At 62.8% G+C, this 24,403-nt stretch carries 27 protein-coding genes; 12 read left to right on the top strand and 15 right to left on the bottom strand.

Going from position 1 to position 24,403, the window contains the following annotated elements; translation table 11 throughout:
- Positions 1-22: 22 nt before the first annotated feature.
- The 7 genes from soxB to DCO57_RS07715 form a co-directional block, all read right to left on the bottom strand.
- On the bottom strand, positions 23-1,717 hold the full coding sequence (soxB, locus tag DCO57_RS07685) for a thiosulfohydrolase SoxB (protein WP_116698299.1): 1,695 nt from the start codon (positions 1,715-1,717) through the stop codon (positions 23-25).
- 275 nt (positions 1,718-1,992) lie between these two features.
- Positions 1,993-2,832 carry a sulfur oxidation c-type cytochrome SoxA gene (gene soxA, locus DCO57_RS07690; RefSeq protein WP_244287906.1) on the bottom strand — a complete coding sequence of 280 codons (840 nt, stop codon included), beginning with the start codon at positions 2,830-2,832 and terminating at the stop codon, positions 1,993-1,995.
- 65 nt (positions 2,833-2,897) lie between these two features.
- Positions 2,898-3,224: a thiosulfate oxidation carrier complex protein SoxZ gene (gene soxZ / locus DCO57_RS07695; protein WP_116698300.1), complete on the bottom strand. Its 327-nt coding sequence runs from the start codon at positions 3,222-3,224 to the stop codon at positions 2,898-2,900.
- 31 nt (positions 3,225-3,255) lie between these two features.
- Positions 3,256-3,705 carry a thiosulfate oxidation carrier protein SoxY gene (gene soxY, locus DCO57_RS07700; RefSeq protein ID WP_116698301.1) on the bottom strand — a complete coding sequence of 150 codons (450 nt, stop codon included), beginning with the start codon at positions 3,703-3,705 and terminating at the stop codon, positions 3,256-3,258.
- Between the two features lie 23 nt (positions 3,706-3,728).
- Positions 3,729-4,208, bottom strand: coding sequence for a sulfur oxidation c-type cytochrome SoxX (gene soxX / locus DCO57_RS07705; protein ID WP_116698302.1), 480 nt, complete (start codon positions 4,206-4,208; stop codon positions 3,729-3,731).
- A 165-nt stretch (positions 4,209-4,373) separates the two neighbouring features.
- Positions 4,374-4,967: a thioredoxin family protein gene (locus DCO57_RS07710; RefSeq protein ID WP_116698303.1), complete on the bottom strand. Its 594-nt coding sequence runs from the start codon at positions 4,965-4,967 to the stop codon at positions 4,374-4,376.
- Between the two features lie 23 nt (positions 4,968-4,990).
- Positions 4,991-5,725 (bottom strand): cytochrome c biogenesis protein CcdA, encoded by a 735-nt coding sequence (locus DCO57_RS07715; RefSeq protein WP_116698304.1) that lies wholly within the window; start codon positions 5,723-5,725, stop codon positions 4,991-4,993.
- Between the two features lie 95 nt (positions 5,726-5,820).
- Between DCO57_RS07715 and DCO57_RS07720 the strand changes: the two genes are divergently transcribed.
- The 3 genes from DCO57_RS07720 (at position 5,821) to DCO57_RS07730 (ending at position 8,084) form a co-directional block, all read left to right on the top strand.
- Entirely contained in the window at positions 5,821-6,195 is a 375-nt protein-coding gene (locus DCO57_RS07720; protein WP_116698305.1) for a transcriptional regulator, read from the top strand.
- Positions 6,196-6,302: 107 nt separating this feature from the next.
- Positions 6,303-6,653, top strand: a complete 351-nt coding sequence (locus tag DCO57_RS07725) for a metalloregulator ArsR/SmtB family transcription factor (RefSeq protein ID WP_116698306.1) — start codon at positions 6,303-6,305, stop codon at positions 6,651-6,653.
- Positions 6,654-6,977: 324 nt separating this feature from the next.
- Positions 6,978-8,084, top strand: coding sequence for a YeeE/YedE family protein (locus DCO57_RS07730; RefSeq protein ID WP_116698461.1), 1,107 nt, complete (start codon positions 6,978-6,980; stop codon positions 8,082-8,084).
- 12 nt (positions 8,085-8,096) lie between these two features.
- Here DCO57_RS07730 and DCO57_RS07735 read toward each other — a convergent pair whose 3' ends face one another.
- Entirely contained in the window at positions 8,097-9,032 is a 936-nt protein-coding gene (locus DCO57_RS07735; protein ID WP_116698462.1) for an MBL fold metallo-hydrolase, read from the bottom strand.
- A gap of 352 nt (positions 9,033-9,384) precedes the next feature.
- Between DCO57_RS07735 and DCO57_RS07745 the strand changes: the two genes are divergently transcribed.
- The 3 genes from DCO57_RS07745 to DCO57_RS07755 all read left to right on the top strand — a co-directional run bounded on the left by DCO57_RS07745 (position 9,385) and on the right by DCO57_RS07755 (position 12,021).
- Complete coding sequence (locus DCO57_RS07745; RefSeq protein ID WP_133192639.1) at positions 9,385-9,744, top strand: hypothetical protein; 360 nt, start codon at positions 9,385-9,387, stop codon at positions 9,742-9,744.
- 233 nt (positions 9,745-9,977) lie between these two features.
- A complete protein-coding gene (locus tag DCO57_RS07750) occupies positions 9,978-11,069 on the top strand; it encodes a YeeE/YedE family protein (protein WP_116698309.1) in 1,092 nt (363 codons plus the stop codon).
- Positions 11,070-11,220: 151 nt separating this feature from the next.
- Positions 11,221-12,021, top strand: coding sequence for a 4'-phosphopantetheinyl transferase superfamily protein (locus DCO57_RS07755; RefSeq protein ID WP_116698310.1), 801 nt, complete (start codon positions 11,221-11,223; stop codon positions 12,019-12,021).
- Positions 12,022-12,032: 11 nt separating this feature from the next.
- On the opposite strand, the gene DCO57_RS07760 is transcribed toward DCO57_RS07755, so the two are convergent.
- The 5 genes from DCO57_RS07760 to DCO57_RS07780 form a co-directional block, all read right to left on the bottom strand.
- Positions 12,033-12,857: a metallophosphoesterase gene (locus tag DCO57_RS07760; protein ID WP_116698311.1), complete on the bottom strand. Its 825-nt coding sequence runs from the start codon at positions 12,855-12,857 to the stop codon at positions 12,033-12,035.
- Positions 12,858-13,061: 204 nt separating this feature from the next.
- Positions 13,062-14,801 carry an FAD-binding protein gene (locus DCO57_RS07765; protein WP_116698312.1) on the bottom strand — a complete coding sequence of 580 codons (1,740 nt, stop codon included), beginning with the start codon at positions 14,799-14,801 and terminating at the stop codon, positions 13,062-13,064.
- Entirely contained in the window at positions 14,798-15,475 is a 678-nt protein-coding gene (locus DCO57_RS07770) for a ferric reductase-like transmembrane domain-containing protein (protein ID WP_165814682.1), read from the bottom strand. Before DCO57_RS07770 ends, DCO57_RS07765 begins: the two co-directional genes overlap by 4 nt.
- A 2-nt stretch (positions 15,476-15,477) precedes the next feature.
- Complete coding sequence (locus DCO57_RS07775) at positions 15,478-15,693, bottom strand: 4Fe-4S dicluster domain-containing protein (RefSeq protein WP_116698314.1); 216 nt, start codon at positions 15,691-15,693, stop codon at positions 15,478-15,480.
- 377 nt (positions 15,694-16,070) lie between these two features.
- Positions 16,071-16,607, bottom strand: coding sequence for a cytochrome b/b6 domain-containing protein (locus tag DCO57_RS07780; protein WP_116698315.1), 537 nt, complete (start codon positions 16,605-16,607; stop codon positions 16,071-16,073).
- 401 nt (positions 16,608-17,008) lie between these two features.
- Here DCO57_RS07780 and DCO57_RS07785 point away from each other — a divergent pair, with 401 nt between their 5' ends.
- The 6 genes from DCO57_RS07785 to DCO57_RS07810 all read left to right on the top strand — a co-directional run bounded on the left by DCO57_RS07785 (position 17,009) and on the right by DCO57_RS07810 (position 22,016).
- Positions 17,009-17,476, top strand: a complete 468-nt coding sequence (locus DCO57_RS07785; protein WP_116698316.1) for a MarR family winged helix-turn-helix transcriptional regulator — start codon at positions 17,009-17,011, stop codon at positions 17,474-17,476.
- A gap of 194 nt (positions 17,477-17,670) precedes the next feature.
- Positions 17,671-17,871, top strand: a complete 201-nt coding sequence (locus DCO57_RS07790) for a hypothetical protein (RefSeq protein ID WP_116698317.1) — start codon at positions 17,671-17,673, stop codon at positions 17,869-17,871.
- Positions 17,862-18,797: a proline racemase family protein gene (locus tag DCO57_RS07795; protein ID WP_116698318.1), complete on the top strand. Its 936-nt coding sequence runs from the start codon at positions 17,862-17,864 to the stop codon at positions 18,795-18,797. Before DCO57_RS07790 ends, DCO57_RS07795 begins: the two co-directional genes overlap by 10 nt.
- A gap of 308 nt (positions 18,798-19,105) precedes the next feature.
- Positions 19,106-20,140 carry a TRAP transporter substrate-binding protein gene (locus DCO57_RS07800; RefSeq protein ID WP_116698319.1) on the top strand — a complete coding sequence of 345 codons (1,035 nt, stop codon included), beginning with the start codon at positions 19,106-19,108 and terminating at the stop codon, positions 20,138-20,140.
- On the top strand, positions 20,140-20,649 hold the full coding sequence (locus DCO57_RS07805; protein WP_116698320.1) for a TRAP transporter small permease: 510 nt from the start codon (positions 20,140-20,142) through the stop codon (positions 20,647-20,649). The genes DCO57_RS07800 and DCO57_RS07805 overlap by 1 nt, the downstream gene beginning before the upstream one ends.
- 8 nt (positions 20,650-20,657) lie before the next feature.
- Complete coding sequence (locus tag DCO57_RS07810) at positions 20,658-22,016, top strand: TRAP transporter large permease subunit (RefSeq protein WP_116698321.1); 1,359 nt, start codon at positions 20,658-20,660, stop codon at positions 22,014-22,016.
- A 31-nt stretch (positions 22,017-22,047) separates the two neighbouring features.
- Here DCO57_RS07810 and DCO57_RS07815 read toward each other — a convergent pair whose 3' ends face one another.
- Positions 22,048-23,367 carry a lyase family protein gene (locus tag DCO57_RS07815; protein ID WP_116698322.1) on the bottom strand — a complete coding sequence of 440 codons (1,320 nt, stop codon included), beginning with the start codon at positions 23,365-23,367 and terminating at the stop codon, positions 22,048-22,050.
- Between the two features lie 156 nt (positions 23,368-23,523).
- The gene (locus DCO57_RS07820; RefSeq protein WP_116698323.1) at positions 23,524-24,360 is read right to left on the bottom strand and encodes a 3-keto-5-aminohexanoate cleavage protein; all 837 of its coding nucleotides are present in this window, start codon (positions 24,358-24,360) and stop codon (positions 23,524-23,526) included.
- Positions 24,361-24,403: the final 43 nt, after the last annotated feature.

Raw genomic sequence — 24,403 nt, forward strand, 5'->3', positions numbered from 1 at the left:
TGGTCCTCTTGGCTTAAAGACATCAGCCGGCAAGCGTCACGGACTGGTTGTCCGACAGCTTGACGACAGGGTTTTTGGTGATGTGGTTTTCGACGACGTCCCAGATCGGCGGACCTTCGGTACCTTCATTGACCGAAGCCCAGCCGGCGACGACATATTCCCTGGCCGGGTCGATCGCTTCGCCCGTGGCCAGCAGTGTCATGCCGGAAATGCGCTCGCCGATGTCCTTGTCCGGATCGATCGTGTAGCCCATGCCGCCGACGCGGACCATGTCGCCGCCCTGCTGGTAATAGGGATCCTTGTTGAACAGGTTGTCGCCGACGTCTTCCAGAATGTCCTTCAGCACCTGACCGGTCATCGCCGAACGGTAGGCCGCCGGATAGGTCATGGCGCAGGCGTTGTGCAGGTCCTCGAAGGTGATCTCCTGTCCCGGCAGCAGGCTGGTGCCCCAGCGGAATCCCGGCGACAGCGCGATCTCCGCGTCCCGCTCTTCCAGAAGCGCCTGGCAGATCAGGTCATCGAAGGTGCCGTTGAAATTGCCGCGCCGGTAGAGAAGGCTTTCGGTCTTGCCGAGCACACGGGACAGGTCGCTTTCAAAGGGCGCGCGAACCTCGTCGATCAGCGTGGCCATGTCTTCATCCGGGGTGATGACATCGGAGAACACCGGAATCAGGCGATAGGCATATCCGGCCAGCTTGCCGTCGCGGATGTCCAGGTCCAGCCGCGAGACGAACTTGCCGTTGGACCCCGAGGCAATCACCAGCGTGTCGTTGACGATCACCGGTTCGGGCAGGGCATCATGCGTATGTCCGGTCAGGATCACATCGATGCCGTCGACACGGGAGGCCAGCTTGCGGTCCACGTCGAAACCGTTGTGGGAGAGCAGCACGATCAGGTCCGCACCTGCGTCCTGCGCCTCGCCCACGTGTTTGGCGATGTCCTCCTCTCGGATCCCGAAGGACCACCCGGGGATCATCCAGCGCGGATTGGCGATCGGCGTATAGGGGAAGGCCTGACCGATGACAGCCACTTTGGCGCCGCCCCGCTCGAACATCTTCCACGCTTCGAACGCCGGTTCGTCCCATTCGCTGTCGTAGATATTCGAGCCCAGAAACGCGAAGGGCAGCTCATCGATCAGTTCCTGCACCCGGTCGGTGCCATAGGTGAATTCCCAGTGGCCGGTCATCGCGTCCGGAGACAGGGAATTCATCACCGTGACCATGTCCTGGCCCTGGGTGACGTTGGAGGTGTAGCTGCCCTGCCAGGTGTCGCCGCCGTCCAGCAGCAGCACGTTGTCTGCTCCGCGTTCGGCGCGGATGCGCTTGATCACGGTCGCCACCCGGTCCATGCCACCCATTTTGCCGTAGCTTTGCGCCAGCGCGACGTAATCCTCGCTGGTCAGGGCATAGGCGTCGGGTGAGCCCGGTTCGATGTTGTAGAGTTTCAGGAAATCGGCGCCGGTCACATGCGGCGGCTTGCCGGCAACATCGCCGATGCCAAGGTTGATCGACGGTTCACGGAAGTAGATCGGCTTGAGCTGGGCATGAATGTCGGTGATATGGATCAGGGTCAGTTGTCCCTTGGGATCCATCTGCAGGAGCTGGTCTTCCGAAAGCGCCTGCTGAGCCATCAGCCGGGACCACGAACCTGCCATCCCCGATCCGAGCAGCGCACTTGTTGCCGTCGCCGCCATCAGGAATTCGCGTCTCGAGAACATGTCTTGCCTCCAAAATCGCGGGCCAGACCCTGCCTGGCCGCATGCATGAGATCTCCGCTGGCGCACGCGGACACGCGCACCCTGCATCTTCGGATGAGTTGTGTTTTCGGCTTCGAAGCATCCTGCGTCCGGTGGATCGCAGCGCCGACGCTCCGGCACCTTGAATTCAGTCTGCTTTCCGGCCTTTGCGCAATCTTGCGTGAAGGCCGGTCACCCTGTCCGGCGGGACAATCCGGCGCGACGACGTTCGCCGCACCGGACGCCCGGGAGGATGCCTACTGGCGAACCGCCGGTGTTTCCACCGCGAGACCCGTGCCCCGCCAGGTCACATAGACCTCAAGCGCCATGAGATCGTCGGAGAACGCCGGTGGAAACGCGGCCCTGGTATCCCGGATGCAGCCGCGGAAACGGTTATGCAGCGAGACCATGGCGCTTTGCTTGAGCCGGTAGGTCGGAAACCCGTTCACATTGCCCTGGCTGAGGTGGTCGGCACGGATATAGTTGCCGTTGTAGTCCTCGTGACAGGTGGCGCAGGACAGGTTCAGCTGACCGGTCCTTGTGTAGTAGAGCTCTTCACCCTTGTCCCACCAGGCCTTCATGTCGCCTTCGGTCAGATCGACCTCGACGGGCATGCCGAACGACTGGTGCTTGATGAAGGTCGTCAGGGCCTTCTGGTCCGCTGCATCGAACTTGTAGGGCTTGGCCTGCATGTTCTCTTCGCGGCAGGCGTTGATCTGCAGCTCGATGTTGAAGGGTTTGCCTGCCTTGGCATTCCATTTCGGATAGTTGGCACCGATGCCCTTCAGGAACTCCTCGCCGTCTCCGTGACAGGAAGCGCAGGACTTGCCGGCGTCACCCTCGACGGTGTTCCAGATTTCCTCGCCGCGCTCCACATAGAGCATGCCGGGATTCTGGAAGCTGTCGGCTTCGAGGTCACGTGTTTCTTCGGTGCGGTAGTGCCACCCCGAAATCACTTCGTCGAGCGGATGACCTTCCGGAGGTGCCACGCGGGTCATGATTTCCATCTCTTCATCGATGACGAGCTTGTCATCCGACGGTCCGCCGGCGATCGCCGCGCACTGCGCGCCCAGTACGAATGCGGCACCCGCTGCTATGGATAGTTTGTAGGATCTGGCCAAATCGTCTCCTCCCGATTGTCCCGGCCTTCTGATGTCACGGTCTATTCGACCGTGATCTTGTTCTCTGACTCGTAGATGCTGCCATCGTCATCCACCCAGGTGAACTTGAAGGTTCCGCTGTTTTCGACCTTTGCGTTGAACTCCATGTAGGGGTTCGCCGATACGGCCGGGTCCATGTCGCATTCGAAGACGAGCTGGCCGTCGAATTCGCATTTGAATGTGTTGATGATCTGCCGCGGGATGAGGTTGCCCTCTTTGTCCTTGCGCTGACCGGATTCCATCGGATGGCTGATAAGCGTCTTGATGGTGATGACTTCGCCCTTGGATGCCTTCTTCGGCACTTTCACGCGGGGTTTCGGAGTTGCCATGATGTGTTCCTCTGTGTCCTGATCGTCTCGCTCAGCCGCCGCAGCCGCCGATGGTGACCTTGACTTCCTTGCGGTCGATGAAGGTGGAACCATCATTCATCTTGGCGACGGCGATCACGTTCTGCGTCTTGGCCAGCCGGATCCGCGTCTTGGCTTCCGCGGCACCGCTCAGTGCGGTGAAGTGGAAGGTCGCAACGGCCGGGCTGGGGTTGCCTTCCGCCAGAATCAGGACGGATTCAACGTAGTTGTCCGCAGTCATCGGGCTTTCGACAGACACGCCGACCGGCACGGTGTTGCCGTTCTCGGCGATTTCCGGCGTGTCGAGGGTGATCGTGCCTTCCACCGGTTCCGCACCGCCGGTAAAGGCCTTGATGGCAGCTTCGGTATCTTCTGTCGCCGCGAATGAAATCCGCGGTGCAACGGCCAGAAAGGCGGCAGCGCCTGCCGTCAGGCCGAAGACTTGGCGTCGATTGAAAGTCATCTCTTGCTCCCTGAGTCTCGAGATCAGTTGTCCTTGAGTGTCATGAGGTAGGCGACCACGTCTTCTACCTCCTGAGCGGTCAGAATGGTCTGGCCGGCGTATTCCTCGGCAACGTTCACGCCGACTTTCAGCGTGTAGAAACCGGGCATGATGGTCTGTTCGCCAAAGACGTCCTTGCTGTTCACGACGATCGCGCGCAGCTGCTCCTCGCTCCAGCGGTCGGCGACGCCGTCAAGTTCAGGCCCGACTTCTCCGTGAAAGAGCTGTTCCTTCAGGTCCTGATTGGCGTGGCAGGCCAGACAATTGCCCCTCTTGCGGTCCGCGAATGCCTCGCGCCCGGCGGCCGGGTTGCCTTCTGTGTCCGTGAGCGTCTGCGTCAGCGCCATGTCCTCGATCGGAACGCTGTCGGGGGCGACCGTTCCGGCGTTTACCGCCGATGCGGCCATGACGGCCAGACCGGCCAGTAGTGCCGGCAAGCTCGTTGATGTCGCGCCTGTCCTCATGATGTCGGCTTTCCTCCTCAGTGCGAAACGGCTGGTGCCGTCTCTGGGGCGGGCCCGAATGCCGGTCCGCCTGTCCTCCTCACATTAAAAGATATGATTTTTTGCATATGTTATGCAATAGGCCTTTTTACCCAATCCGATCAAGCTCTTTTTGTAAACCTGCAGTCACTCCGCGCCCAGACGGCCTTCCTCACGCAACTCGTTGATTATACGGGCGTGATATTTCTGGAAGTGTTCGTCGCCCTGATAACCTTTTTCGCGCACCCAGCGGAACATGTTCAGGAAGGTCCACTTGCCGAAAGCGCCCGGCATGGTCGCGACAGCGGTATCCTGCACCGTGCCCGTGTCCGGTACTTCCTCCGGAAGGAAGACGATTGTCGGGGTGAACACATAGCCCCATTTGCGGGCCGCGGTCTTCTCCGTCAGTTCCTCGCCATCCAGATCGATCACCTCCTCGTCGCCGAACATGTTGTACTGGACGACCATGAAATTCTCTTTGATGTAGTCGCTGACCTCCGGGTCCGAGAGGATGTTTTCGTGCATCTGGCGGCAATAGATGCAGCCCCTCTGCTCGAAAATGATCGCCAGGCGCTTGCCCTCGTCGGCGGCGGTCTCGATGTCCTCGGCGATGTCGCGGAACGTCGCCGTGAACCAGGGCTGCTTGTGCAGCCCGTCGTCGCCCATGGTGGCGGCCAGGGCGGTTGTGCCCAGTGCCGCGGTCAGTTCGATTGCCAGGACCAGATATTTCCAGACACGCATTGTTCTAATCCTCCCAGGTGTGGTCAGCCGATTTGCGAGAAAACCGGAAATGTTTCCAGAAGCCAGAAGGCGATGGCCGACATCTGGCCGGTGATGAACAGCAGGCCGGTCACCACCAGAAGCCCGCCCATCACCTTTTCCACGGTACCCATGTGCTTGCGGAATCTTCCGGCAAAGTGAAGAAAGCGGCTGGCGAAGGCGGCGGCCAGTATAAAGGGCAGGCCGATCCCGAGGGCATAGACCGCCAGAAGTGCCGCGCCGTACCAGGTCGAATCGGACGACCCGGCGACGAACAGGATGGCGGCCAGGACCGGTCCGACACAGGGGGTCCAGCCAAAGGCGAAGGCAAGCCCCATGATGAAGGCGCCAATCAGTCCGGCCGGTTTGCGCTCCACCTGGATCCGGGCCTCGCGGAACAGCAGCCCGATCCGGAAGACGCCGAGGAAATGCAGGCCCATGACGATGATGATGCCACCGGCGATGTAGGAAAGGATGTCGTAATAGCGGGCGATCGACTGACCGATGACACTCGCCGTCGCTCCGAGCGCGACGAAAACGGCCGAGAATCCGAGCACGAAGGCCACGGCCGCGAAGATCACCCGCCGCCCGGTCTCTGCCGTTGCCGTGTTGCCCTTCAGTTCGTCGACGCTCACTCCGGCCAGGTAGCACAGGTAGGGCGGCACGATCGGCAGCACGCAGGGTGAGATAAAGGAGAGCAGCCCTGCAAGAAAGGCGGCCCCTAGCGAAACATCGAGCATTCCTGTCCTCCCGGAGAAACTCGGCACCAGTTCTTCTTTAAAGTATTCAAAAATTCATATATATTGCAATCAAAGAAATGCAGGAGAGCTTTTTAATGTCGATTGCACCGCGAATTGGCGTGCTGGCGGGGGTCCTGGTCACGGGTCTGATCTGGGCATCGCCGTCCAATGCCGCGGAACTGATCATGATGGAACAGCCGGGCTGCGTGTGGTGCAAACGCTGGAACGAGGAAATCGGCGTTGCCTATCCCAATACGCAGGAAGGCCAGCGCGCCCCCCTGCGCCGGGTCGACATAACGGACCGCTGGCCGCAGGACCTGTCCGGCATCGCCCGGGAGCGGCTGACGCCGACCTTCGTGCTGGTCGATAACGGGGTGGAAATCGCCCGGTTGCGCGGTTATCCGGGAGAACATTTTTTCTGGCCGCTGCTCGACGGCATGCTGGAAAAGCTTCCGGAAGAGATTAACTGATTAAGTTGATCGACCCGGTGACATCGACCCGGTGACATCGGGCGGTTATCCGGGTAATAAGCTGGTAAGTGCCGCACAGGCAAATCGGACGGAGACTTCGAACTTTCATGAACTTACCGGTGTTCACCAAGGACATGGCCGCGGAGGATCTCGACCAGCTGATGACGCAGGCGAGAAAGGCCAGCGACCTGCTGAAAGCGTTGTCCCATGAAGTGCGTCTGGTAATTCTGTGCCTGCTGTCGGAAGGCGAAAAGTCGGTTTCCGAACTTGAGGAAATCCTCACCATGCCGCAGGCGGCGGTTTCCCAGCAGCTCGCCAGACTGCGCCTTGAAGGGCTTGTTCAGTCCCGGCGCGACGGTCGCCTGATCTATTACAGCCTGGTGGATGACGAGGTGAGTTCGATCATCTCGAGCCTTTATGAGCTGTTCTGCAAGGATGCCCGCCCCGGGGAGGGCTGATCCGGGGCCGGCGGGTGTTGCCCTGCAGCATCGTCCGCGATTGCCGCGCAATACGCCGCCTGATAGCCTCGGGAAAATCGGCAGGACGCTTCTGTTTCACGCAAAAGCGGACGAAGCGCGCCGAAACACGGCGCAGGCATGCGCCTTGATGTAGACTGAAAGAATGAAAACCGGTGGTTGACCGGAAAGACAAGGAGGGCCTGCGGCGCCGACAGGCGCAGGCTGATCCGGGAGGAGGCCCGCAGGAGCAACGCACGGCAATCGGTTCCGACCGGAGGCCGGATGTTGACCCGCTCCGGCGCGGGCAATGATGGGAAGAGGCATATGTCCATTCTGGACCCTGTGGTACTGACGCCGGTTCTCGGTGTTCTCGCGGGGTGTGTTCTGGGTTTCGCGGCGCGCGCGACCCATTTCTGCACCCTGTCGTCGCTTGAGCGTCACTGGTATGCCGGCGACAGCAGCGGTCTGCGCACCTGGGTCCTGGCCTCCGTCTGCGCCCTCATCGGCACACAGCTGCTCGTGGCTTTCGGCCTGGCCGATCCCGCGGCATCCTTTTATCTCACCGCGGATTTTGCCTGGACCGGGGCCATTGCCGGCGGCGTCATGTTCGGGATCGGCATGGCTCTCGTCGGCACCTGCGGCTTCGGCGCGGTCCTGCGTCTTGGGGGCGGCAGTCTCAGGGCGCTGGTGGTCCTGACGGTCATCGGACTGTCGGCGCTCGCCGCGCAGCGCGGTATCCTCGCGGTCCTGCGCGTGCCGCTGGTGGACGACCTGGCTTATTCCTTCGACTGGGCCGGAAGCCAATCCGTCGGCGACATCCTCTCCGCCCTCACCGGACTGCGGTTGCAGGAAGCCGTTGCCGTGCTGTTCGCTGGTGCCGGCCTGACATGGATCTTCAGGTCCGCTTCCTACAGACGCCAGTTCGACAAGATCGGCTCGGCAATCGTCATCGGAGGGGTGATCGCATTCGGCTGGTGGGCTACCACCTTCACCGCCGCCCGCTCCTTCTACCCGATCCAGATCGAGGCCGGTTCCTTCGTGGTGCCGGTGGGCGACACGATCATGCAGCTCATCACCTATACCGGTATCTGGCCTGACTACGGCATCGGCCTGATCGTGGGAACCTTCCTCGGCGCGGTGCTTGCGGCCGTGTGGAAGCGCGATATCCGCTGGGAGGCCTGTGACGATGCCAGGGAACTCGGACGCCACATTCTGGGCGGAACGCTGATGGGCATCGGCGGTGTCATGGCCATGGGCTGCACGGTGGGACAGGGCATGACCGGCTTTTCCACCCTGGCCCTGTCTGCCCCGGTCGTCATGCTGTCCATGGCCTTTGGTGCGAGGCTCGGCCTTGCCTGGCTGTTCGAAGGCTCGGTGTTCGCCCTTTTCCGCCGCCATGGCGGCGGACAGCACCGGTCGCCTGCCGAATAGGCTGGCCGGTCCTCAGCCCGTGACGAACCGGTAGCCCCGGCTGGCTTTTTCCACCCGGCCCTTGCCCGGATGGGGAAAGTGGAATCCGATGACCCGCGACTGATCGAGGGCAAGCCTGTCCAGCAGCATCTTGCGCGTGGCGATTCCCTGATCACGGTCCTGGTCCGTGCCGGAGGCCCATTCCGGCTTCTCGAAGGAAATCACGGCGTTCGAAATGGCATCGCCGACCACGAAGACACTCTCCGAGCCGCCGTGGATCATGTAGGACATGTGTCCGGGCGTATGTCCATGTGTCGGCACCGCCTCGACACCCGGCAACACTTCGTCTCCCGGCAGGATCATGGACACCTGGTCTTCGATGGCGTCAAGCCGGGTCTGCGCCCCGACGACGAAGCTCTTCCGCGCGTCCGGCATCTTCGCCAGCGTATCCTCCGCGCGCCAGAAATCCCATTCTCCCTGCGGAACATGGATGCTCGCCTGTGCATAGAGCAGGTCGTCGAAATCGTCCAGAATGCCCCACAGGTGATCGGGATGCGCATGGGTGAGGATCACATCGGTGATATCCGACGGGTCGATGCCGGCGCCTTCCAGCCGTGTCAGCAGTTCGCCTGCACCGGGCTGGAAATTCGGCCCGGCGCCCACATCGAACAGCACGAGCCGGTCGCCGCTGCGCAGCAGCGTGATGTTGCAGTCCGGGGTCAGCATGTTGGTCGCCATGCCGTGGGGGGTGAGCAGTGCCGAAATCTCCTCCGCGCTCTGCTCCGGCAGGACGAAATCCATCGGCAGGGACAGATGCCCGTCTGAAAAGACCGTGATCTCGTGATCGCCGACGGTCAGATTCGCTTCCGCAAGCGCCCGGGCCGGGCCTGCGGCCACAGTGGCGCTCAAGGCAAGGCCGCTCAGCAGAATGTCCCGCCGCGTCATGTCAAGGTGCTTCGAACCGGGCATGATATCCTCCATACATGCAAACTTTTGAATTTATCTATATGTCCCCCCGCAGGGTCAATAGTCAAACGCTGCGGCCGGCACGGTCTGTCGAGCGCCCTGCGGATTGTCGGGAAAAGATGGCTAGAAGGCCGATGAAAAGCAAAGGCCGGGGTGGTCTCAAGTCAGGGTAGGGCTTTCGTGACGTGAAAACGCCCGTATCACCGGCCGATTAAGTGGATGTTATTTGTAGTGATCGGCGTGAAGACCAATCTCGGAAGGAGCGGCGAACGCACAGCCCGGTTCACACCGGAAAATGCGCTCCGCCGCCCGGGAACCCGATTCCGGTTCCCGAAACATCTGAAGGAGATTGGACATGCGTTCGAACCGGAAACCCCTGTTTTCTCTGCTGGCCACGGCCATGATCTCTGCCGCTGCGATCGGCGGGGCTCAGGCCGACCCCAATGACCTTGTCGGAGATCTGACCGGCGACAAGCCCCTGTCGCCGCGCCAGCAGCAGACCTTCAACGACAGGGCCCTGCAGGCCGCTTCCGGCAACCGGTTGCTGATCCTGCCGGTCGAGGGCGGCTACAACGGAGAGACCCCTCTGACCATACGTCAGCAGCAGGTCGCCAATGTCCGGATCAACAGGAGCGCCGATGCACGCGCCCTGCCGATCCTGCGGTTCCAGGGCGACTGGAACGGCACGGCCAAGGCGGGTTTCCCGCATCAGTAATGGGTCATGAGGGACAAGGGAAAGAAAGGGCCGCGCAAATTGCGCGGCCTTTCTTGCTTCAACATTCCGGCTTGAGGGCATTTCCCGGCCGGTACCCGGAACGACGAAGGCTGGGCAGTCAAACATTCATATTTATGAATTTTTCTATATGTTCTTGCGTAAGGTCAAGGCACCCTGCCGCTGCAAGGTGAAAAACGGCCCATGGGAAACGGGATCTGACCCGGGAGGCCAATATGGATCTGACGTATCTTCTGGACTGGATCCCGGAAGCATCGCTTCTGGCGCTGGGCGGGCTTCTCGTCGGCGTGGCTTTCGGTGCTTTCGCGCAGCAAAGCCGGTTCTGCCTGCGGGCGGCCGCCCTGGAGTTCTCCCGTGGAAAGCCTGCCGACCGTCTGCCGGTCTGGCTGCTTGCCTTTTCCTCCGCCCTCATCGCAACTCAGATCCTGATTCATCTGGACGAAGTGCAGGCAAGCGAAGCCCGTCAGCTGGCCTCGCCCCAGAGCCTGTCGGGCGCCCTGCTGGGCGGTCTGATGTTCGGCTCCGGCATGGTTCTGGCCCGTGGCTGTGCCAGCCGCCTGCTGGTCCTGTCGGCAACGGGCAACCTGCGCGCGCTTCTCTCGGGACTGGTTTTCGCTGTCGTCGCCCAGGCCAGTCTGCGCGGCCTGCTCAAGCCCCTGCGCGAGTGGCTTGCCGGTCTCTGGACGACGGTCGATATCGGCGGAAACGACCTGACCGCCCAGCTTGGCCTGACACAGGGCGTCACGCTCGCCTTCGGCTGCCTCTGGTTCTGCGCCGGTCTGGTCTTTGCCTGGAAGGCCCGCAAATCGGTCTGGCAGCCTGTCGCAGCCTGCGGTGCGGGACTGGCGGTCCCGCTTGCCTGGTGGTTCACCTCCGCCATGGCCCGGCAGGCCTTCGACCCGGTCCAGGTGGAGGGGGTGACCTTCACCGGTCCGTCCGCCGACACGCTGATGCTCGTCCTGTCCCCGCCGGGAAATCTTCTCGATTTCGATATTGGTCTCGTTCCCGGGGTTTTCCTGGGTTCGTTCCTGGCCGCCTTCCTGACGCGTGAACTGGCGCTGCAGGGCTTCGAGGGTGGAAAGTCGATGGCGCGCTATCTCACCGGTGCGACGCTCATGGGATTCGGCGGCATGCTGGCCGGTGGCTGCGCCGTCGGGGCCGGCATCACCGGCGCCTCGATATTCGCCCTGACGGCCTGGATCACCCTCTCCGGGATCTGGCTGTCCGCCGCGGTCACCGACAGGCTGCTGGAAGGGCAGGGCATCTTCCGCGTCCGCCTGGCCGGGCAGCCTGGCAAGTCGAACTGACTGGCCGGATTCCGCCCTCTTCGGGACGCGGTTCGGTGACTGTCCGCGAGCCGGCCTTTTCCCCTCCCGCCATCATCGGATAATTTCCGGCTACAGCTCTGGCCCGATAAACGGTAAAGCTTGGCGAGAGACGGAAGCTGAAGGCAGGCGAATGAAACTGGAGGACAAACCGGTGACGGACAGGTTTCTGTTGCACGGACCGGTCACGGACGGCGGGTCCCTGATGACGCCGGACCGCGCGGCCCTGTGGTGGATTGCCCTGGACCGGATCGCCGACGATGACTGGGAAACCCTTGAAGCGATCCTGAGCGAGGAAGAACGGATCCGGTCGGAGCGTTTTCATTTCGACCGGGACAGACAGGTCTATGTTGCCGCCCATGCCACCTGCCGCGGGCTTCTCAGTTATTGTCTGGGCGGAGCCCCGCAGAGCTGGCGGTTTTCTGTCGGGGATCACGGCAAGCCGGAACTGGTTTGTCCGCCGGAAGGCCCACGGGTGAGGGTGAACATCTCCCACACGCGCGGTCTGGCGGCCGTCGCCCTGACGCTGGATCACGATATCGGCGTCGATGTGGAATGGCTGCAGCGCAGCGCCGAGACGGACAAGCTGGCCAAACGCGTCTTCGCCGCGCGTGAATGCAGGACGCTCGCCGCCGCGCCGCAAGCCCGCAAGCTCGATACCTTCCTGTCTTTCTGGACGCTGAAGGAAGCCTATGTGAAGGCCATCGGCAAGGGCCTGTCGCAGCCCCTGGACGCATTCTCCTTCGATCTGGACACGCTGCGCATTCATTTCGAGGACGGTCAGGCCGACGATCCGGCCAGATGGCGTTTCGAACGCTATGCACCGGCGCCGGAACACCTGATGGCGCTGGCGATCCGTCACCCGGACCCAGCCCGCCTGTCCATCGATGCGATGGCCGCGCCGCTGGACTTTCTGCTCGCTCAGGGAGCCTGATACCGGCAATTCTACTGCGGCAGGATATCCCGGAGATAGAAGGCCATTCCCCGGCTCTGGTCCCACTGGCGCGGATAGCCGAGGGAGACTTCCTCGAAACGGGACCCGTTGCGCCAGTCCGTGCGCCGCGTGTGCAGGTGACCGGAAATCACCACGCTTGCGTTGAAGCGCTGGTGCCAGTTCTCCGTCCGGCGGGTGCCGCACCAGGGGGTGAAGCGGGGCGCACGCGGAATATGGATCAGGTCGCTGCGCAGGGGATAGTGATTGATCAGGATCGTGCGCGTGCCTTCGGGAAGCTCCGCCAGGCGCCGTTCCGCGTCGTCGCAGCGGTTTGAACACCAGTCGTCGCGGCTGCCCCAGGGAGCCGGGTTCAGATAGAGCTCATCCGCGCAGACGGCTCCCTGCTGGCGCGCCCATCCGACCACCTCCTCCCGCGCGATGTGCCCGGGCCGGAAACTGTAGTCGTACAGCAGGAACAGCGGTGCGATGACATGCGGTCCGTCCGGTCCCTCCCAGGTCACGAAGGGATCCTCCGGCGTGACGATACCGTGGTCCCGGGCGCAATCGACAAGCGCGCGGTAGCGCGCCTCGCCGGCCAGAGCCGGGCCGCCGTCGGGCTCCGGCAGAGCCCACAGGTCGTGATTGCCCGGAACCCAGAACACCTTCGCGAATTTGCCCGCAAGGGTCTCGAAGGCCAGCCGGACATGATCGAAGCGCTCCGCGACATCGCCCGCGACGATCAGCCAGTCGTCCTCGAAGGCCGGCAGCTCATGCAGCGCTTCGCGGTTGGCGGAACTGGCCAGATGGAGATCGCTGATGGCTTTCAGACTTGTCATTGCAAACGGCGGCTTTCTTGCCCGGCGCGGAGGAGCGCCGGGGGGGGCGTGTCGAGGCAGGGCCCAATATAGGTCGGTTTTCCGTCAAACGAAGAGGCGGGGGTGGCCGGCCAGTTTTCCGGCACGGCCTTCCTCCACGGGACGAAACTCACCCGGATGGCTGGCCCGACTGCCGTGCGTCAAGGCTCCGGTGCGTCTGCCGACCTATGCGGGCCAGGTGCCGAAGGGCTGTTTTTCAAGCTGCATGGACCCGTCGGCGCCCTTGTAGATATTGATCCAGGCCCGCCAGTTTTCATCGTCGGGCTCGGGATAGTCCAGCCGATAATGACTGCAGCGGCTTTCCGTGCGCATCAGCGAGGCGCGCAGCTTCATCTCGGCGCTCAGGATCATGTTGCGGGTCTCATGCGCCAGCCGCAATTCGTGCATGTCTGCTGCCCGCAGCATCGGCGCGTGATGGTCGCGCAATTCCTCGATATAGGCCAGTGCCGCCTGCATCATCGATCCCTTCTTGATGTAGAGCACGAAGTTCGGAATCATGATGCCCTGCAGCGTCTGGGTGACCCAGGCCGGGCCATATCCCGCCTCGCGCCGCAAGGGGGCAAGGATTTCATTCCGGATTCCGGCGATGCGCGCTTCCGGGATCGTGGGGGCGTCCACCGAGCGCGCATATTCCGCCGCCGCTTCCCCCGCAATGGCTCCCTGAACGGCGGAACCGGCAAGGGACGAGCCCACCTGGGTGTAGATTCCGCCTGCCATATGACTGCCGAGCGCATCCCCGGCAGCATAAAGGCCTGGAATGTTCGAGGCGCAACGCGCGTCCATAGGCACCAGCCCTTCGGACTTGTGGATCGCCATGCCCGCCGAGGCGCCACCGACATTCGAACCTGCGGAAAACCCGGGAGGCGGCCCGCCGGGCGCGCCGCCCTTGCCGGGTGCACCGCCCTTGCCGGGCGCTCCGCCACCTCCAGGAGGCCCGCTGTGCTGAAACTCCTGCGGAACATAAGGCCCGCCCTCGATTTCTTCCGTCGGCTGCGGTGCGCCTGGGCCGCCTTCTACGGGGTTGCCGGTCACATAGGCGCGGTAGTTGATGTCCACGCCCAGGTCATGATGCACGTCGACCCCATTGGTTGCCGGCACCCGTTCGAACATGTCGCCCCAGGAATCAAAGCAGGCAGCCGGGTTGACGCTGCGGGTGGAATGGCCGTCGTTCCATTCCTTGCCGGTCACCTTGGCCCCGATCTCATAGGCCATTACCGTGCCGTCGTGTGTCAGGTCGCAGACCGGAAAGCCGTTGGGCTTGAAACCCCCGGCTCCGGTGCACAGGATCACCGACCTGGCCCGGACGGTGACCGTTTCTCCGGCATCCAGCCGGAAACCGGCCGCACCGGCGATCCGCCCGTCTTCCTTGATGAGATGGGTGATGACCACCCGCTCCATCAGCGGGATGCCGCGTTCATCGATGGGCCGCATGAACGGGCGGTTGGCAAGGGTTTGATCGAAAAATCCCCAGTCGCGCAATTCGCGGGCGCGGTCGAGTGAATGCTCGGCCACCTGGCGGGTGTAGACCGGATTGTTGGTGCCGAGGGCCGAGCGCGAAACCGTTTCGACGAAATCGTCGATGGTGCCCGTCTCTGTCTCGGGATCGAAAACGAAGAAGCCCTTGCCGAAGGGGGTCAGGCCCGAGGATCCCAGCCGTCCCTTCGAGACGATCATGGTGGCGGCTCCCGCGTCATGTGCCTTCACCGCGGCGAACAGCCCGGCCATTCCGCCGCCGATCACAAGGACGTCCGTGGAAAGATCGCTGTTGCTCATGGCGTCCACGTCGATTGCGACACGGTTTTCCGCCCAGGCTTCCATACCGAGAGAGGCCAGTCCGGCGGTTGCGGCCGAGAGCGCAAGGAACGCCCGACGGGTCGGGCCGGCGCTATGATTTTGGGTGGTCATGATGCGGCTCCTTCGGACACAGGGGACATGCGTGGCTTGTTCGGATGCGCGCGCAGGTAAAGCCTTGCCAGCAATGCGAAGCCGACCAGCGTCAGCGAGACATAGAACGCGGAGATGGCGATATCGGTATGGCGGCCCAGTTCGATCGCATGCCAAAGCCCAAGGGACGTGACCGCCACCGCAAGCCCGCCGTGGAAATACCGCCAGCCGCGATAGCGTTGCGTGAAGCGCTTCATCAGCGGGGTACGGAAATAGGCGGTCACCACCAGCACCAGAAGCAGGATCCACCCGGCAATGCCGAGCAAAATCCCGAGACTGTCGAGGGTTGTGATCATGGTGAGAAAGGCGCCCCAGGGCGTCACGCCGCCTTCGAAGGCGCGCGGCAGGACAATCAGCACGGGGTGCAGCAGGATCACCGCCACCGCGGAATAGGCGATGTATTTGTGTACCTTCTGGATCTGCGGCGGCTTGAACAGGCTCAGCAGTGCCTCGTTGCTGCGTGCCAGAAAGAACTGGCCGATCATCAGTGAAAACGCCAGCAGCGTCAGGATCGAGAACGCTTCTTTCAGGATGGATCGTCGCGGTGCCTCTCCGAGAGCGTAGAATACCAGAGGCAAGCCAAGGAAAATGACCAGCCCGGCGATGATCGCGGACATTCTTGCGGTGGGTTTCATGTCTATCCCCATGGAACAACGACGGGAATGGATTTCTCCGGCGCCATTTCGATCGCATCGACCGGGCAATACATGCGGCACAGATGGCAGATCTGGCAGTCGGCCGGATAGGCGATCACCGCCTTGCCGCTGTCGGGATCGATGCGGATCACGTCGCAGGGACAGGATTTGACGCATTCTTCACAGCCGATGCAGCCATTGATGCTCTTGATGGTCATTTGTCTGGTCCAGTCTTGGTCACGGGCAGGTGGAGACGGGAATGTTGTGCGCAGGTGCCGCAAGTATGAGGCGGCTGAGGGCTGCATCAAGCGCGTAGAACCCCCAATGCGGGCCATGGTCCGGCGAAACAGGCCGCACACACGCAGATGAAGACAGCGATGCCGCGCCCGGAACGCGGTCGCTGACAGCGTGAAACGGATGACACGGCCCGTTGTGGCGTCGCCGGAAATCGCCGCAACGGCTCCGGACGTGTCGGTTTGACCAGGTGACATCACGATGCTGTTCCGTCCCGTGGTGGAAGCGGGGCTTCTCCTGCATCAGCGTCCCGGGCGTGCGGAGCGTCGCGGCTTGGGTCGGTTCCATCGGGCTGTCCCCGTCACGCCATGCGTTCCAGGACATGGTCGCGCTGGATCAGGCGGTGCCAGACGATTGCCATGGCTATATGACCGAGAATCACAAGGCCGAGAATCCAGCCCAGTTCCCCATGCCATTCCGCCGGAGCCTGCGTCCAGGCGATTGCCGTCTCACGGGGCGAGAAAACCGGGATGCCGAGATAGCTGAACCCCCGGGTCCCGCCCGCGGCGGCGAGAAGCCGGACCGCCGGGACGATCACCATGAGGGCATAGATCACCACATGCCCGACGACCGCCGCCTGTCCCGTCGCGCCCGAATAGGCTGGCCGCTTCTGGATGTTCGCCAGGCCCCACAGACCCCGCAGCAGGACCAGCAGGAAAAGGGTCGTCCCCAGCGCCACGTGGTAGCTCCAGAGCGCTTCGCGCAGCGCATTTTCACGGGGAAGGCCCCAATGTGCCGCCGCGGACAGGAATTGCGCCGCGAACAGCGCGGCCATGCCCCAGTGGAGCGTTCGGCTTACGAGGCCGTAACGGTCGGGACGGTCGGTCAAGTCGGTCATGGAAAACAGCTCCTCATGAGTTCACTGAAGTTGAATGCGGTTCGGGAGGCTCGTCGCGACTCGATGGTTGCCACTGCGCCGCGCGGTGACGGACCGGAGGGGATCAGGGAGTTGCGCAAGAAACGCCTCCTGCCGGATTGCCGCCGGACAAGGTACATTCGACCGCGTCGGGGCCCTTCACGACATCCACGGTCCGGAAAAAACGGCGATATCGGCGAGACGGACTTGTGTCCCCGTTGGCGGTTCGCGCCAGGGACGGACCGGCTGACGGAATGGCGGCTGAAAGCGGAGGCACAAGGACATGTCCTGGAGTTCGAAGGTGCATGAGTGGCCTCTTGCGCGTATGGGTATAATGGTTTGAATCTTGTGAGCGTCGTAAATATAGGATACTAACAGTTAATATGCAAACTTATTCACATGATTTTCACGGCCTCCTTCACAGTGCGGACCTCGTCGAAGCGGAATTGCGCCGAAGACTGGCGCCGCTCGGGCTTCAGCCCCGTCAGGCGCGGGTCCTCGAGGCGATGGGCCGGATGGGGGCTGTTTCCCAGACCGATCTCGCCTCGGCGTTCGGGGTCACTCCTGCCAGCATGAGCACGATGACGGACCGCCTGCTGGCAGCCGGATACATCACGCGCACGGTGGATCCCGCATCGCGCCGGCAGAACGTTCTGGAATTGACGGACAAGGGACGAACGCTCCTTGCCGGGATCATGGAGGTCTGGGCTTCGGTGGATGACAGTATCCGGGCCGTTCTTGGCAGCCAGTCCGAGACATTTTTCGATCTGGCCCACAAACTGCGCGACGGGCTGGGCGGCACGGTCCCCGGCGTGAAAAGCGCGCCCGCGCCTGGCCGTTTGTCCGATTGAGCCCAGGGAGCAACAAGGGATGCCGATCCGCCTCGGCGGATCCTCTCTGTGCGAAAACCCTGCCCGGAGCCATCTCGGCCATTCCAATGCATTGAAAAGATGGTCTAACCTCTCCGGGCGCGCTTTGCGGGAGGGCGGCTGACGGCCATCCGCAAGCCCGCCAAAGGGCACGCAAACCGGAAGAAGCCCTTGCCGTGCTGTCCCTTTGCGACGAAGGACCGGATCTGATGCTCTTTTGCGAATATCTGATGGCACTGAACGGCGCGGACGAATACGGTCTGCATGTCAACTGGACCGATGAACAGCGCAACTCTGCAAAGGCGCGATACGATCTGTTCGGAACCTGGTACGCGGACTGGATCCGCGAAGGCGGAGTGATTGCCGAATGCATGTGATAGACAGCCACACCGAAGGCGAACCCACACGTGTGGTCGTCACGGGCGGCCCGGATCTCGGGCCGGGATCTCTCGCCGAAAAGGCGGCACGGTTCGCGGAAGGTCATGCGGGGTTCCGCGCCTCCGTCGTGCAGGAACCGCGCGGCCATGAGGCAATGGTCGGAGCCTTGCTCGTTCCGCCGTCCCGCCAGGATTGCTCCGCCGGAGTGATCTATTTCAACACCCTGCAGAACCTTGGCATGTGCGGGCATGCCACCATCGGCCTGGCCGTCACGCTGGCGCATATGGGCCGGGTCAGTCCGGGTCGTCACAGATTTGAAACGCCGGTCGGGGTCGTGGACGTGGACCTTCACGACGCCAACACGGTCTCCGTGGTGAATATCGAAAGCCATCGGCTGCACAAGGACGTGACGGTGGAGGTCGAAGGCCACGGGCCGGTGACCGGAGACGTTGCCTGGGGCGGCAACTGGTTCTTTCTGGCAAAGAACAGCCCGATCGCGCTGAAGGCGGAGAACATCCGGCCGCTGACCGATCTGACCCTGCGCATCAGGGCGGCCCTGGAACGGGACGGCATCACCGGCACCGAAGGGGCCTGGATCGATCATGTCGAGCTGTTCGGTCCACCACAGGATCCGGCCAACGACAGCCGGAACTTCGTTCTGTGTCCGGGCGGCTCCTACGATCGCTCCCCCTGCGGCACCGGGTCGTCGGCGAAACTGGCCTGTCTTGCTGCCGATGGCCTGCTGGCGCCGGGGGAGGACTGGGTCCAGGAAAGCGTGATCGGCAGCACCTACCGGCTGAGCTACCGGCCAGGCCCGGACGGCGGCGTCATTCCCACGATCACCGGCCGGGCGTTCGTGACATGCGAATCTGACCTTCTGTTCGATCCCGCCGATCCCTATCGGACGGGCATCCGCGTCGCTTGAGGAGGAGGGCTTGCGCAGGGAAATCGAAGCCGGGCCACACGGTCGAGGCGGTCTCCATGTCCGGCTCGGACATTACTGGCCGCGTCAGGCATTTTGGGGCGTAAAACAAAGGCTACTTTCTATAATCGGAAACTATACCGGCTATTATCTCAATTTACATTGCTAAATTTGTTAGTGAAGATGAGCTTAGACGTGTGTGCACAGCTGCGATCCCTATCAAGGCGCGCGCAGCCGGTTTCCAGGGCGGATGGGCAGGTGAGACGTCAGGTCTCCGCGCCTGGGAGTTAAAGACGTTTGGAGGAGGAAATATGAAAAAGATCAGAAACGCGGTCCTTGTGGCCGCTTTGTTTGCTGCTGGTGCGAGTGCCGCATCGGCGGCGGAATACGAATTCAAGCTGCACCACTTCCTGGGTGAAAAGGCTCCGGCCCATACCCAGATGCTCGTGCCCTGGGCCAAACAGGTCGAGGAAAATTCCGGCGGCAAGGTCGCCATCGAGATCTATCCGGCCATGACGCTCGGCGGCCGGCCTCCGGAGCTGATCAGCCAGGTGCGTGACGGTGTGGTGGATCTGGTCTGGACCGTCAACGGCTATACGCCGGGTCTTTTTCCGCGCTCCGAAGTGTTCGAGCTGCCCGGCATCCATACCAATGATCCGGCCGCCACGAACAAGGCCATGAAGGACGTCTTCGAAAGCGACCTGAAGGAAGAATACAAGGGTGTCGAGGTCATGTTCCTGCATGTGCATGCGGGTCAGGCGATCCACATGCGCGACACGGAAGTCCATTCCCCGGCCGATCTCGCCGGCAAGAAAATCCGCATTCCGACGCGCACCGGCGCCTGGGTGATCGAATCCCTCGGGGCGATCCCCGTCGGCATGCCGGTTCCCGAGCTGCCGCCCGCGCTGCAGAAAGGCGTGATCGACGGAGCGTTCATCCCGTGGGAGATCATCCCGCCGCTGAAGATTCAGGAACAGACCGAATTCCAGATCGAAGGCGTCGACAAGGAGCGCTTCGGCACGACCGTTTTCCAGGTGTCCATGAACAAGGAACGCTGGGACGGGCTGCCGGAAGACATTCAGAAAGCGTTCCGGGATGCGTCCGGGGATGAATGGATCGAGAAGGTCGGTGAGATCTGGGCCGGTTCCGACGACTTCGGCATCGGTCTTGCCGTCAAGGCCGGCAACACTCACGTCACGCTGACGGAAGAGGAAACCCAGGCTTTCCGCGACGCTTTGGCGCCGGTCACCGACCGGTGGGTCGAGGAAGTCTCCTCCAAGGGCATCGACGGAGCCGCGCTCGTTGAAAAGGCAAAGGCTGCGGCCGCGAGCCACGCTGCGGACTGATGACAGCCGATCGCAAAGACAGCAGCTCCGGGTTCACCGGGGCTGCTTCCCGCCTTATCACGGTCTGGGCGCTTCTCGGCGGGGGGCTTCTGCTTGTGGTCGTCCTGACCAACACGCTGTCCATCGTCGGCTCGGTGTTCGGCATGCCGGTTCCGGGCGACTTCGAACTGACGGAAATCGGCGTCGGGGTGGCGGTCTTCTCGTTTCTGCCCTATTGCCAGCTGGTCGGGGCGAATGTCTCGGCCGATATCTTTACCTCGGGAGCTTCCAGGAGGACCATCGCCTTCTTCACGTTGCTCGCATCCCTTGTCGCGCTCGGCTTCGCCGTGCTGCTGATCTGGCGCATGTATTACGGCATGCTTGATCAGAAGAACTATGACTACACGACGACCATTCTCCAGATTCCGCACTGGATGGCCTTCATTCCGATCCTGATCTCCCTTGCCCTGCTTGCACTTGCGGCCTTTGTTACCCTGATCCGCGACCTGAAAGTGCTGTCGAAAGGATAATCTAGACCATGGCGGACGCACTTCTCCTGGGGTTGGGCGGACTGGCGGTGCTGATCGTGCTCATCGCGATCCGGATGCCGATTGCCTATGCGATGATACTGGTCGGCGGTGTCGGCACCATGATGCTGAACGGCCCGATGCTGGTTCTCAGCCAGCTCAAGACCTTGGCCTACGGCCAGTTTTCCATCTACGACCTGTCCGTTGTGCCCATGTTCGTGCTGATGGGCGCGATCGCGTCGAAGACCGGGTTGAGCCAGGCGCTCTTCCGCGGGGCGAATGCCTGGCTCGGATGGCTGCGCGGCGGCACCGCGATGGCCGCCATCGCCGGATGCGCCGGCTTCGGCGCCGTGTGCGGCTCGTCCCTGGCGACGGCTTCCACCATGGGCAAGGTGGCCCTGCCCGAACTGCGGCGCTACAATTATTCCGGCGCGCTGGCGACGGGGACGCTTGCGGCCGGCGGCGTTCTTGGCATTCTGATCCCGCCATCCGTGGTGCTCATCATTTACGCCATCATCGTGGAGGCGAATATCGTCACCATGTTCATGGCGGCGTTTCTGCCCGGTCTTCTCGCGGTCGTCCTCTTTCTGCTCACCATTGCCATCTATGTGGCGATCAGGCCCGAGGCCGGTCCGAAGGGCGGTGTCGCGGACCGGCACGAGTTCATGGAAGCCACCATGGGCATGATCCCGGTGCTGATCATCTTCGGGCTGGTGATCGGCGGCATCTATTTCGGCTTCTTCAACCCGACCCCGGCCGCGGCCATCGGCGTGTTTCTGGTGCTGCTGTTCGGACTGTTGCAGCGCAAGCTGGTGTGGCCGGACTTCATCTCCGCGCTCAAGGAAACAGCCTCCACTTCCGGGATGATCTATCTGATCATCCTGGGAGCGGAGCTTCTGAAGATCTTCATGTCCCGTGTCGGCCTGCCGCAGGAAACGGCGGCCTGGATCGGCGGATCGGGCATGGAGCCGATGACCGTGCTCATCGTGCTTCTGATCGCGCTGATCCTGCTCGGCTGCCTGATGGACAGCCTGTCCATGATCCTGCTGGTGATTCCGTTCTTCTGGCCGGTGCTGGTGGAAATCAACGGCGGCATCTATCAGGGCGCGGAAGGGGCGGGCTACGGCATGAGCACCGAGGATCTGAAGATCTGGTTCGGGGTTCTGGCGCTGATTGTCGTGGAACTGGGCCTGATCACACCGCCTGTCGGCATGAATGTCTTCGTGATCTCGTCTCTTGCCCGCGACACGCCGATGATCGAGACCTTCAAGGGCGTCATGCCGTTTTTCGGCGCGGAGATCATCCGCGTGGTGCTTCTGGTCAGCTTTCCGGCCATCACCCTCTGGCTGCCGCAGTTCCTGAGCGGCTGACCGGGCCTGTGCGGACGGTTACAGGAGCCGCCTAGTCCGGCGTCCTCTGCCGCCGCGCGAAAATCCGGGCGGACATGTCCCGGGCCGGCGCGATCGCCCCACGGGGGTCGAGGGCCTGCCGCCAGTCGATCCCGTCCGGGCTGATCCCTGCCAGCGCCTCTGCGAACGGGGCGCTGCTTTTGGCGGCCGCCGCGACCAGATCTTTCGCCTGCGCCCGGGACATGCCGCTCGCGGCAAGCAGAAAACTCGCGGTCTCCGCCATGATTTCCGGATTGGCGTCGATTGATGCGTCCAGATTGGCGTCCTTTGGCTCCAGGCTTTCGGCCAGATCCTGGGCGTGCCCGAGGGATGTGCCGGTTGCCAGCAGCATTTGCGGCAGGAACATCCATTCAAGCGGCCATTTGGTCCCGTCCCGTTCCTCCGCGGGATCGGCGGCGGCTGCCAGCCCGGCCTGGGCGGCCAGGGCGATCCGGTTGAGGGCCACAATGGTTTCCGCCTGCACCGGATTGGCCTTCTGCGGCATCGTCGACGACCCTCCGCCCGTGCCGCTCGCCACCTCGGCGATGTCGCTGCGTCCGAGCAGAACCAGGTCGCTCGCCATCTTGGCAAGTCCCGCGCAGACCTGCTGCAGCCATCCGGCCAGCGTCAGGACCGGTGCCCGGTTGACGTGCCAGGAAGGGCTGTCCTCAAGTCCGAGTTCTTTCGCCAGCGCGGCGCTGACCGCCGTCCCGTCCGGGGTGATCGCACTGTTGATGCCGGAGGCGCCGCCGAACTGCAGCCGCAAGACGGAGGCCCGAAGGCCGGCCAGTGCGTTTTCGGCATCGATCAGCGGATGCGCCCATTGGGCAATCCGGTAGCCGAGGGTGATTGGGGTCGAGATCTGGCTGCGTGTGCGCCCTGCCAGCAGCCGCTCCGCGGTGCGGTGGCTTTGCGCCTCGAGCGTGTCGATCAGCCGGGCGAGGCGCCTTTGCAGGATGTCCAGGCACGCTTTGGCCTGCAGGACCGCGGCCGTGTCCATGACATCCTGGCTGGTGGCGCCCCAGTGGAGCCAGTGTCCGGCGTCCTCGCCGACGAGGGTTCTCAGCGCGGCGACAAGCGCGGGAACGGGCACACCGGTCGAGCGGGTGCCGCTTGTCAGTCCGGCGGGATCGAGATCGGCAGTCTCCAGTCTCTCCGCGATCAGCCGCGCGGCGTCCTGCGGGATGATGCCGAGCCGGCCCTGAACCGTCGCGAGCGACCGCTCGAAGCGCACCATATGGGCCACATCGCTCCGGTCGCCGAGAAGCTCCGCAAGCTCCGCATCGGAAAACAGGCCGGAGTAGATCGTGCTGGAAAACAGGGAAACAGGCATGGCTCACCCGGTTGGATCGGTGGAAGTCCGGCCGGACCGCAGGGGACATCCGGAAGCGGATCGGGTCGAAACTGGTGCGGCATCCTGCCGGCGTTCAGCCGAAGGCAGGATGCCGCAGATTGTCGTCCCGCATTGAGTGCCAGGAACCGCGAAGGGTCAAGCCGTCTTCACGGGAAGGTCGAGTATCTCGCGTGCCTGCTGCCATGTGGCCACGGGCCGCTCGTATTTGGCGCATAGATCCGCCGCGCGCTTCACCAGCGCGGCGTTGGAGGGAGCGAGGTTTTTCTGGTCGAGACGGATATTGTCTTCCAGGCCGGTGCGTGTATGCCCGCCCGCGGCGATGCACCACTCGTTGATCGTCAGCTGATGCCGGCCGATACCGGCCGCGCACCACTGGGCGTCCGGAACCAGACGCTCCACGGTGCGGATATAGTAGTCGAACACGTCCCGGTCGACCGGCATGGCATTCTTCACGCCCATGACGAACTGCACATAGAGCTTGCCCGGAATGCGCCCGTCCCTGTTCATGGCCGCGGCCTGGTGAATATGGCTGAGGTCGAAGGCTTCGACCTCCGGCTTCACCTGTTGGCAGCGCATTTCTCCGGCAAGCCAGTCGACCAGATCCGGCGGATTCTCGTAGACCCGGGTCGGGAAATTGTTCGAGCCCACGGACAGCGACGCCATGTCCGGCTGCAGGGGCAGCATGCCGCCACGTTCCCGGCCCGCACCGGACCGGCCGCCGGTGGAGAACTGGATGATCATGCCGGGGCAGTGTTTCTCCAGGCCTTCCTTGAGCCGCGCGAATTTTTCCGGATCGGAGGACGGGGTCTCGTCGTCGTTGCGCACATGCGCGTGAACGATGGAGGCCCCCGCCTCGAAGGCCTCCTGAGTGCTTTCCACCTGTTCGGAAACGGAAATCGGCACCGCCGGATTATTTTCCTTTTTCGGCAGGGATCCGGTAATCGCGACGCAGATGATGCAGGGTTTTGTCATGTCATTCTCTTGTTTGCCGGATCTGTCCGATGATCCGGAGATG

Source organism: Labrenzia sp. 011, from assembly GCF_003075075.1.
In the GTDB taxonomy this organism is placed as follows: domain Bacteria; phylum Pseudomonadota; class Alphaproteobacteria; order Rhizobiales; family Stappiaceae; genus Roseibium.

Coding starts and splice junctions, on each gene's coding strand:
- DCO57_RS07795 (WP_116698318.1), top strand. CDS start 17,862: ATGCATGTGATAGACAGCCACACCGAAGGCGAACCCACACGTGTGGTC.
- soxX (WP_116698302.1), bottom strand. CDS start 4,208: ATGAGGACAGGCGCGACATCAACGAGCTTGCCGGCACTACTGGCCGGT.
- DCO57_RS07770 (WP_165814682.1), bottom strand. CDS start 15,475: ATGAAACCCACCGCAAGAATGTCCGCGATCATCGCCGGGCTGGTCATT.
- DCO57_RS07725 (WP_116698306.1), top strand. CDS start 6,303: ATGAACTTACCGGTGTTCACCAAGGACATGGCCGCGGAGGATCTCGAC.
- DCO57_RS07735 (WP_116698462.1), bottom strand. CDS start 9,032: ATGCCCGGTTCGAAGCACCTTGACATGACGCGGCGGGACATTCTGCTG.
- DCO57_RS07755 (WP_116698310.1), top strand. CDS start 11,221: ATGAAACTGGAGGACAAACCGGTGACGGACAGGTTTCTGTTGCACGGA.
- DCO57_RS07800 (WP_116698319.1), top strand. CDS start 19,106: ATGAAAAAGATCAGAAACGCGGTCCTTGTGGCCGCTTTGTTTGCTGCT.
- soxY (WP_116698301.1), bottom strand. CDS start 3,705: ATGACTTTCAATCGACGCCAAGTCTTCGGCCTGACGGCAGGCGCTGCC.
- DCO57_RS07805 (WP_116698320.1), top strand. CDS start 20,140: ATGACAGCCGATCGCAAAGACAGCAGCTCCGGGTTCACCGGGGCTGCT.
- DCO57_RS07715 (WP_116698304.1), bottom strand. CDS start 5,725: ATGCTCGATGTTTCGCTAGGGGCCGCCTTTCTTGCAGGGCTGCTCTCC.
- DCO57_RS07730 (WP_116698461.1), top strand. CDS start 6,978: ATGTCCATTCTGGACCCTGTGGTACTGACGCCGGTTCTCGGTGTTCTC.
- DCO57_RS07760 (WP_116698311.1), bottom strand. CDS start 12,857: ATGACAAGTCTGAAAGCCATCAGCGATCTCCATCTGGCCAGTTCCGCC.
- DCO57_RS07720 (WP_116698305.1), top strand. CDS start 5,821: ATGTCGATTGCACCGCGAATTGGCGTGCTGGCGGGGGTCCTGGTCACG.
- DCO57_RS07780 (WP_116698315.1), bottom strand. CDS start 16,607: ATGACCGACTTGACCGACCGTCCCGACCGTTACGGCCTCGTAAGCCGA.
- DCO57_RS07710 (WP_116698303.1), bottom strand. CDS start 4,967: ATGCGTGTCTGGAAATATCTGGTCCTGGCAATCGAACTGACCGCGGCA.
- DCO57_RS07775 (WP_116698314.1), bottom strand. CDS start 15,693: ATGACCATCAAGAGCATCAATGGCTGCATCGGCTGTGAAGAATGCGTC.
- DCO57_RS07785 (WP_116698316.1), top strand. CDS start 17,009: ATGCAAACTTATTCACATGATTTTCACGGCCTCCTTCACAGTGCGGAC.
- DCO57_RS07815 (WP_116698322.1), bottom strand. CDS start 23,367: ATGCCTGTTTCCCTGTTTTCCAGCACGATCTACTCCGGCCTGTTTTCC.
- DCO57_RS07810 (WP_116698321.1), top strand. CDS start 20,658: ATGGCGGACGCACTTCTCCTGGGGTTGGGCGGACTGGCGGTGCTGATC.
- DCO57_RS07745 (WP_133192639.1), top strand. CDS start 9,385: ATGCGTTCGAACCGGAAACCCCTGTTTTCTCTGCTGGCCACGGCCATG.
- DCO57_RS07750 (WP_116698309.1), top strand. CDS start 9,978: ATGGATCTGACGTATCTTCTGGACTGGATCCCGGAAGCATCGCTTCTG.
- DCO57_RS07820 (WP_116698323.1), bottom strand. CDS start 24,360: ATGACAAAACCCTGCATCATCTGCGTCGCGATTACCGGATCCCTGCCG.
- soxB (WP_116698299.1), bottom strand. CDS start 1,717: ATGTTCTCGAGACGCGAATTCCTGATGGCGGCGACGGCAACAAGTGCG.
- DCO57_RS07765 (WP_116698312.1), bottom strand. CDS start 14,801: ATGACCACCCAAAATCATAGCGCCGGCCCGACCCGTCGGGCGTTCCTT.
- soxZ (WP_116698300.1), bottom strand. CDS start 3,224: ATGGCAACTCCGAAACCCCGCGTGAAAGTGCCGAAGAAGGCATCCAAG.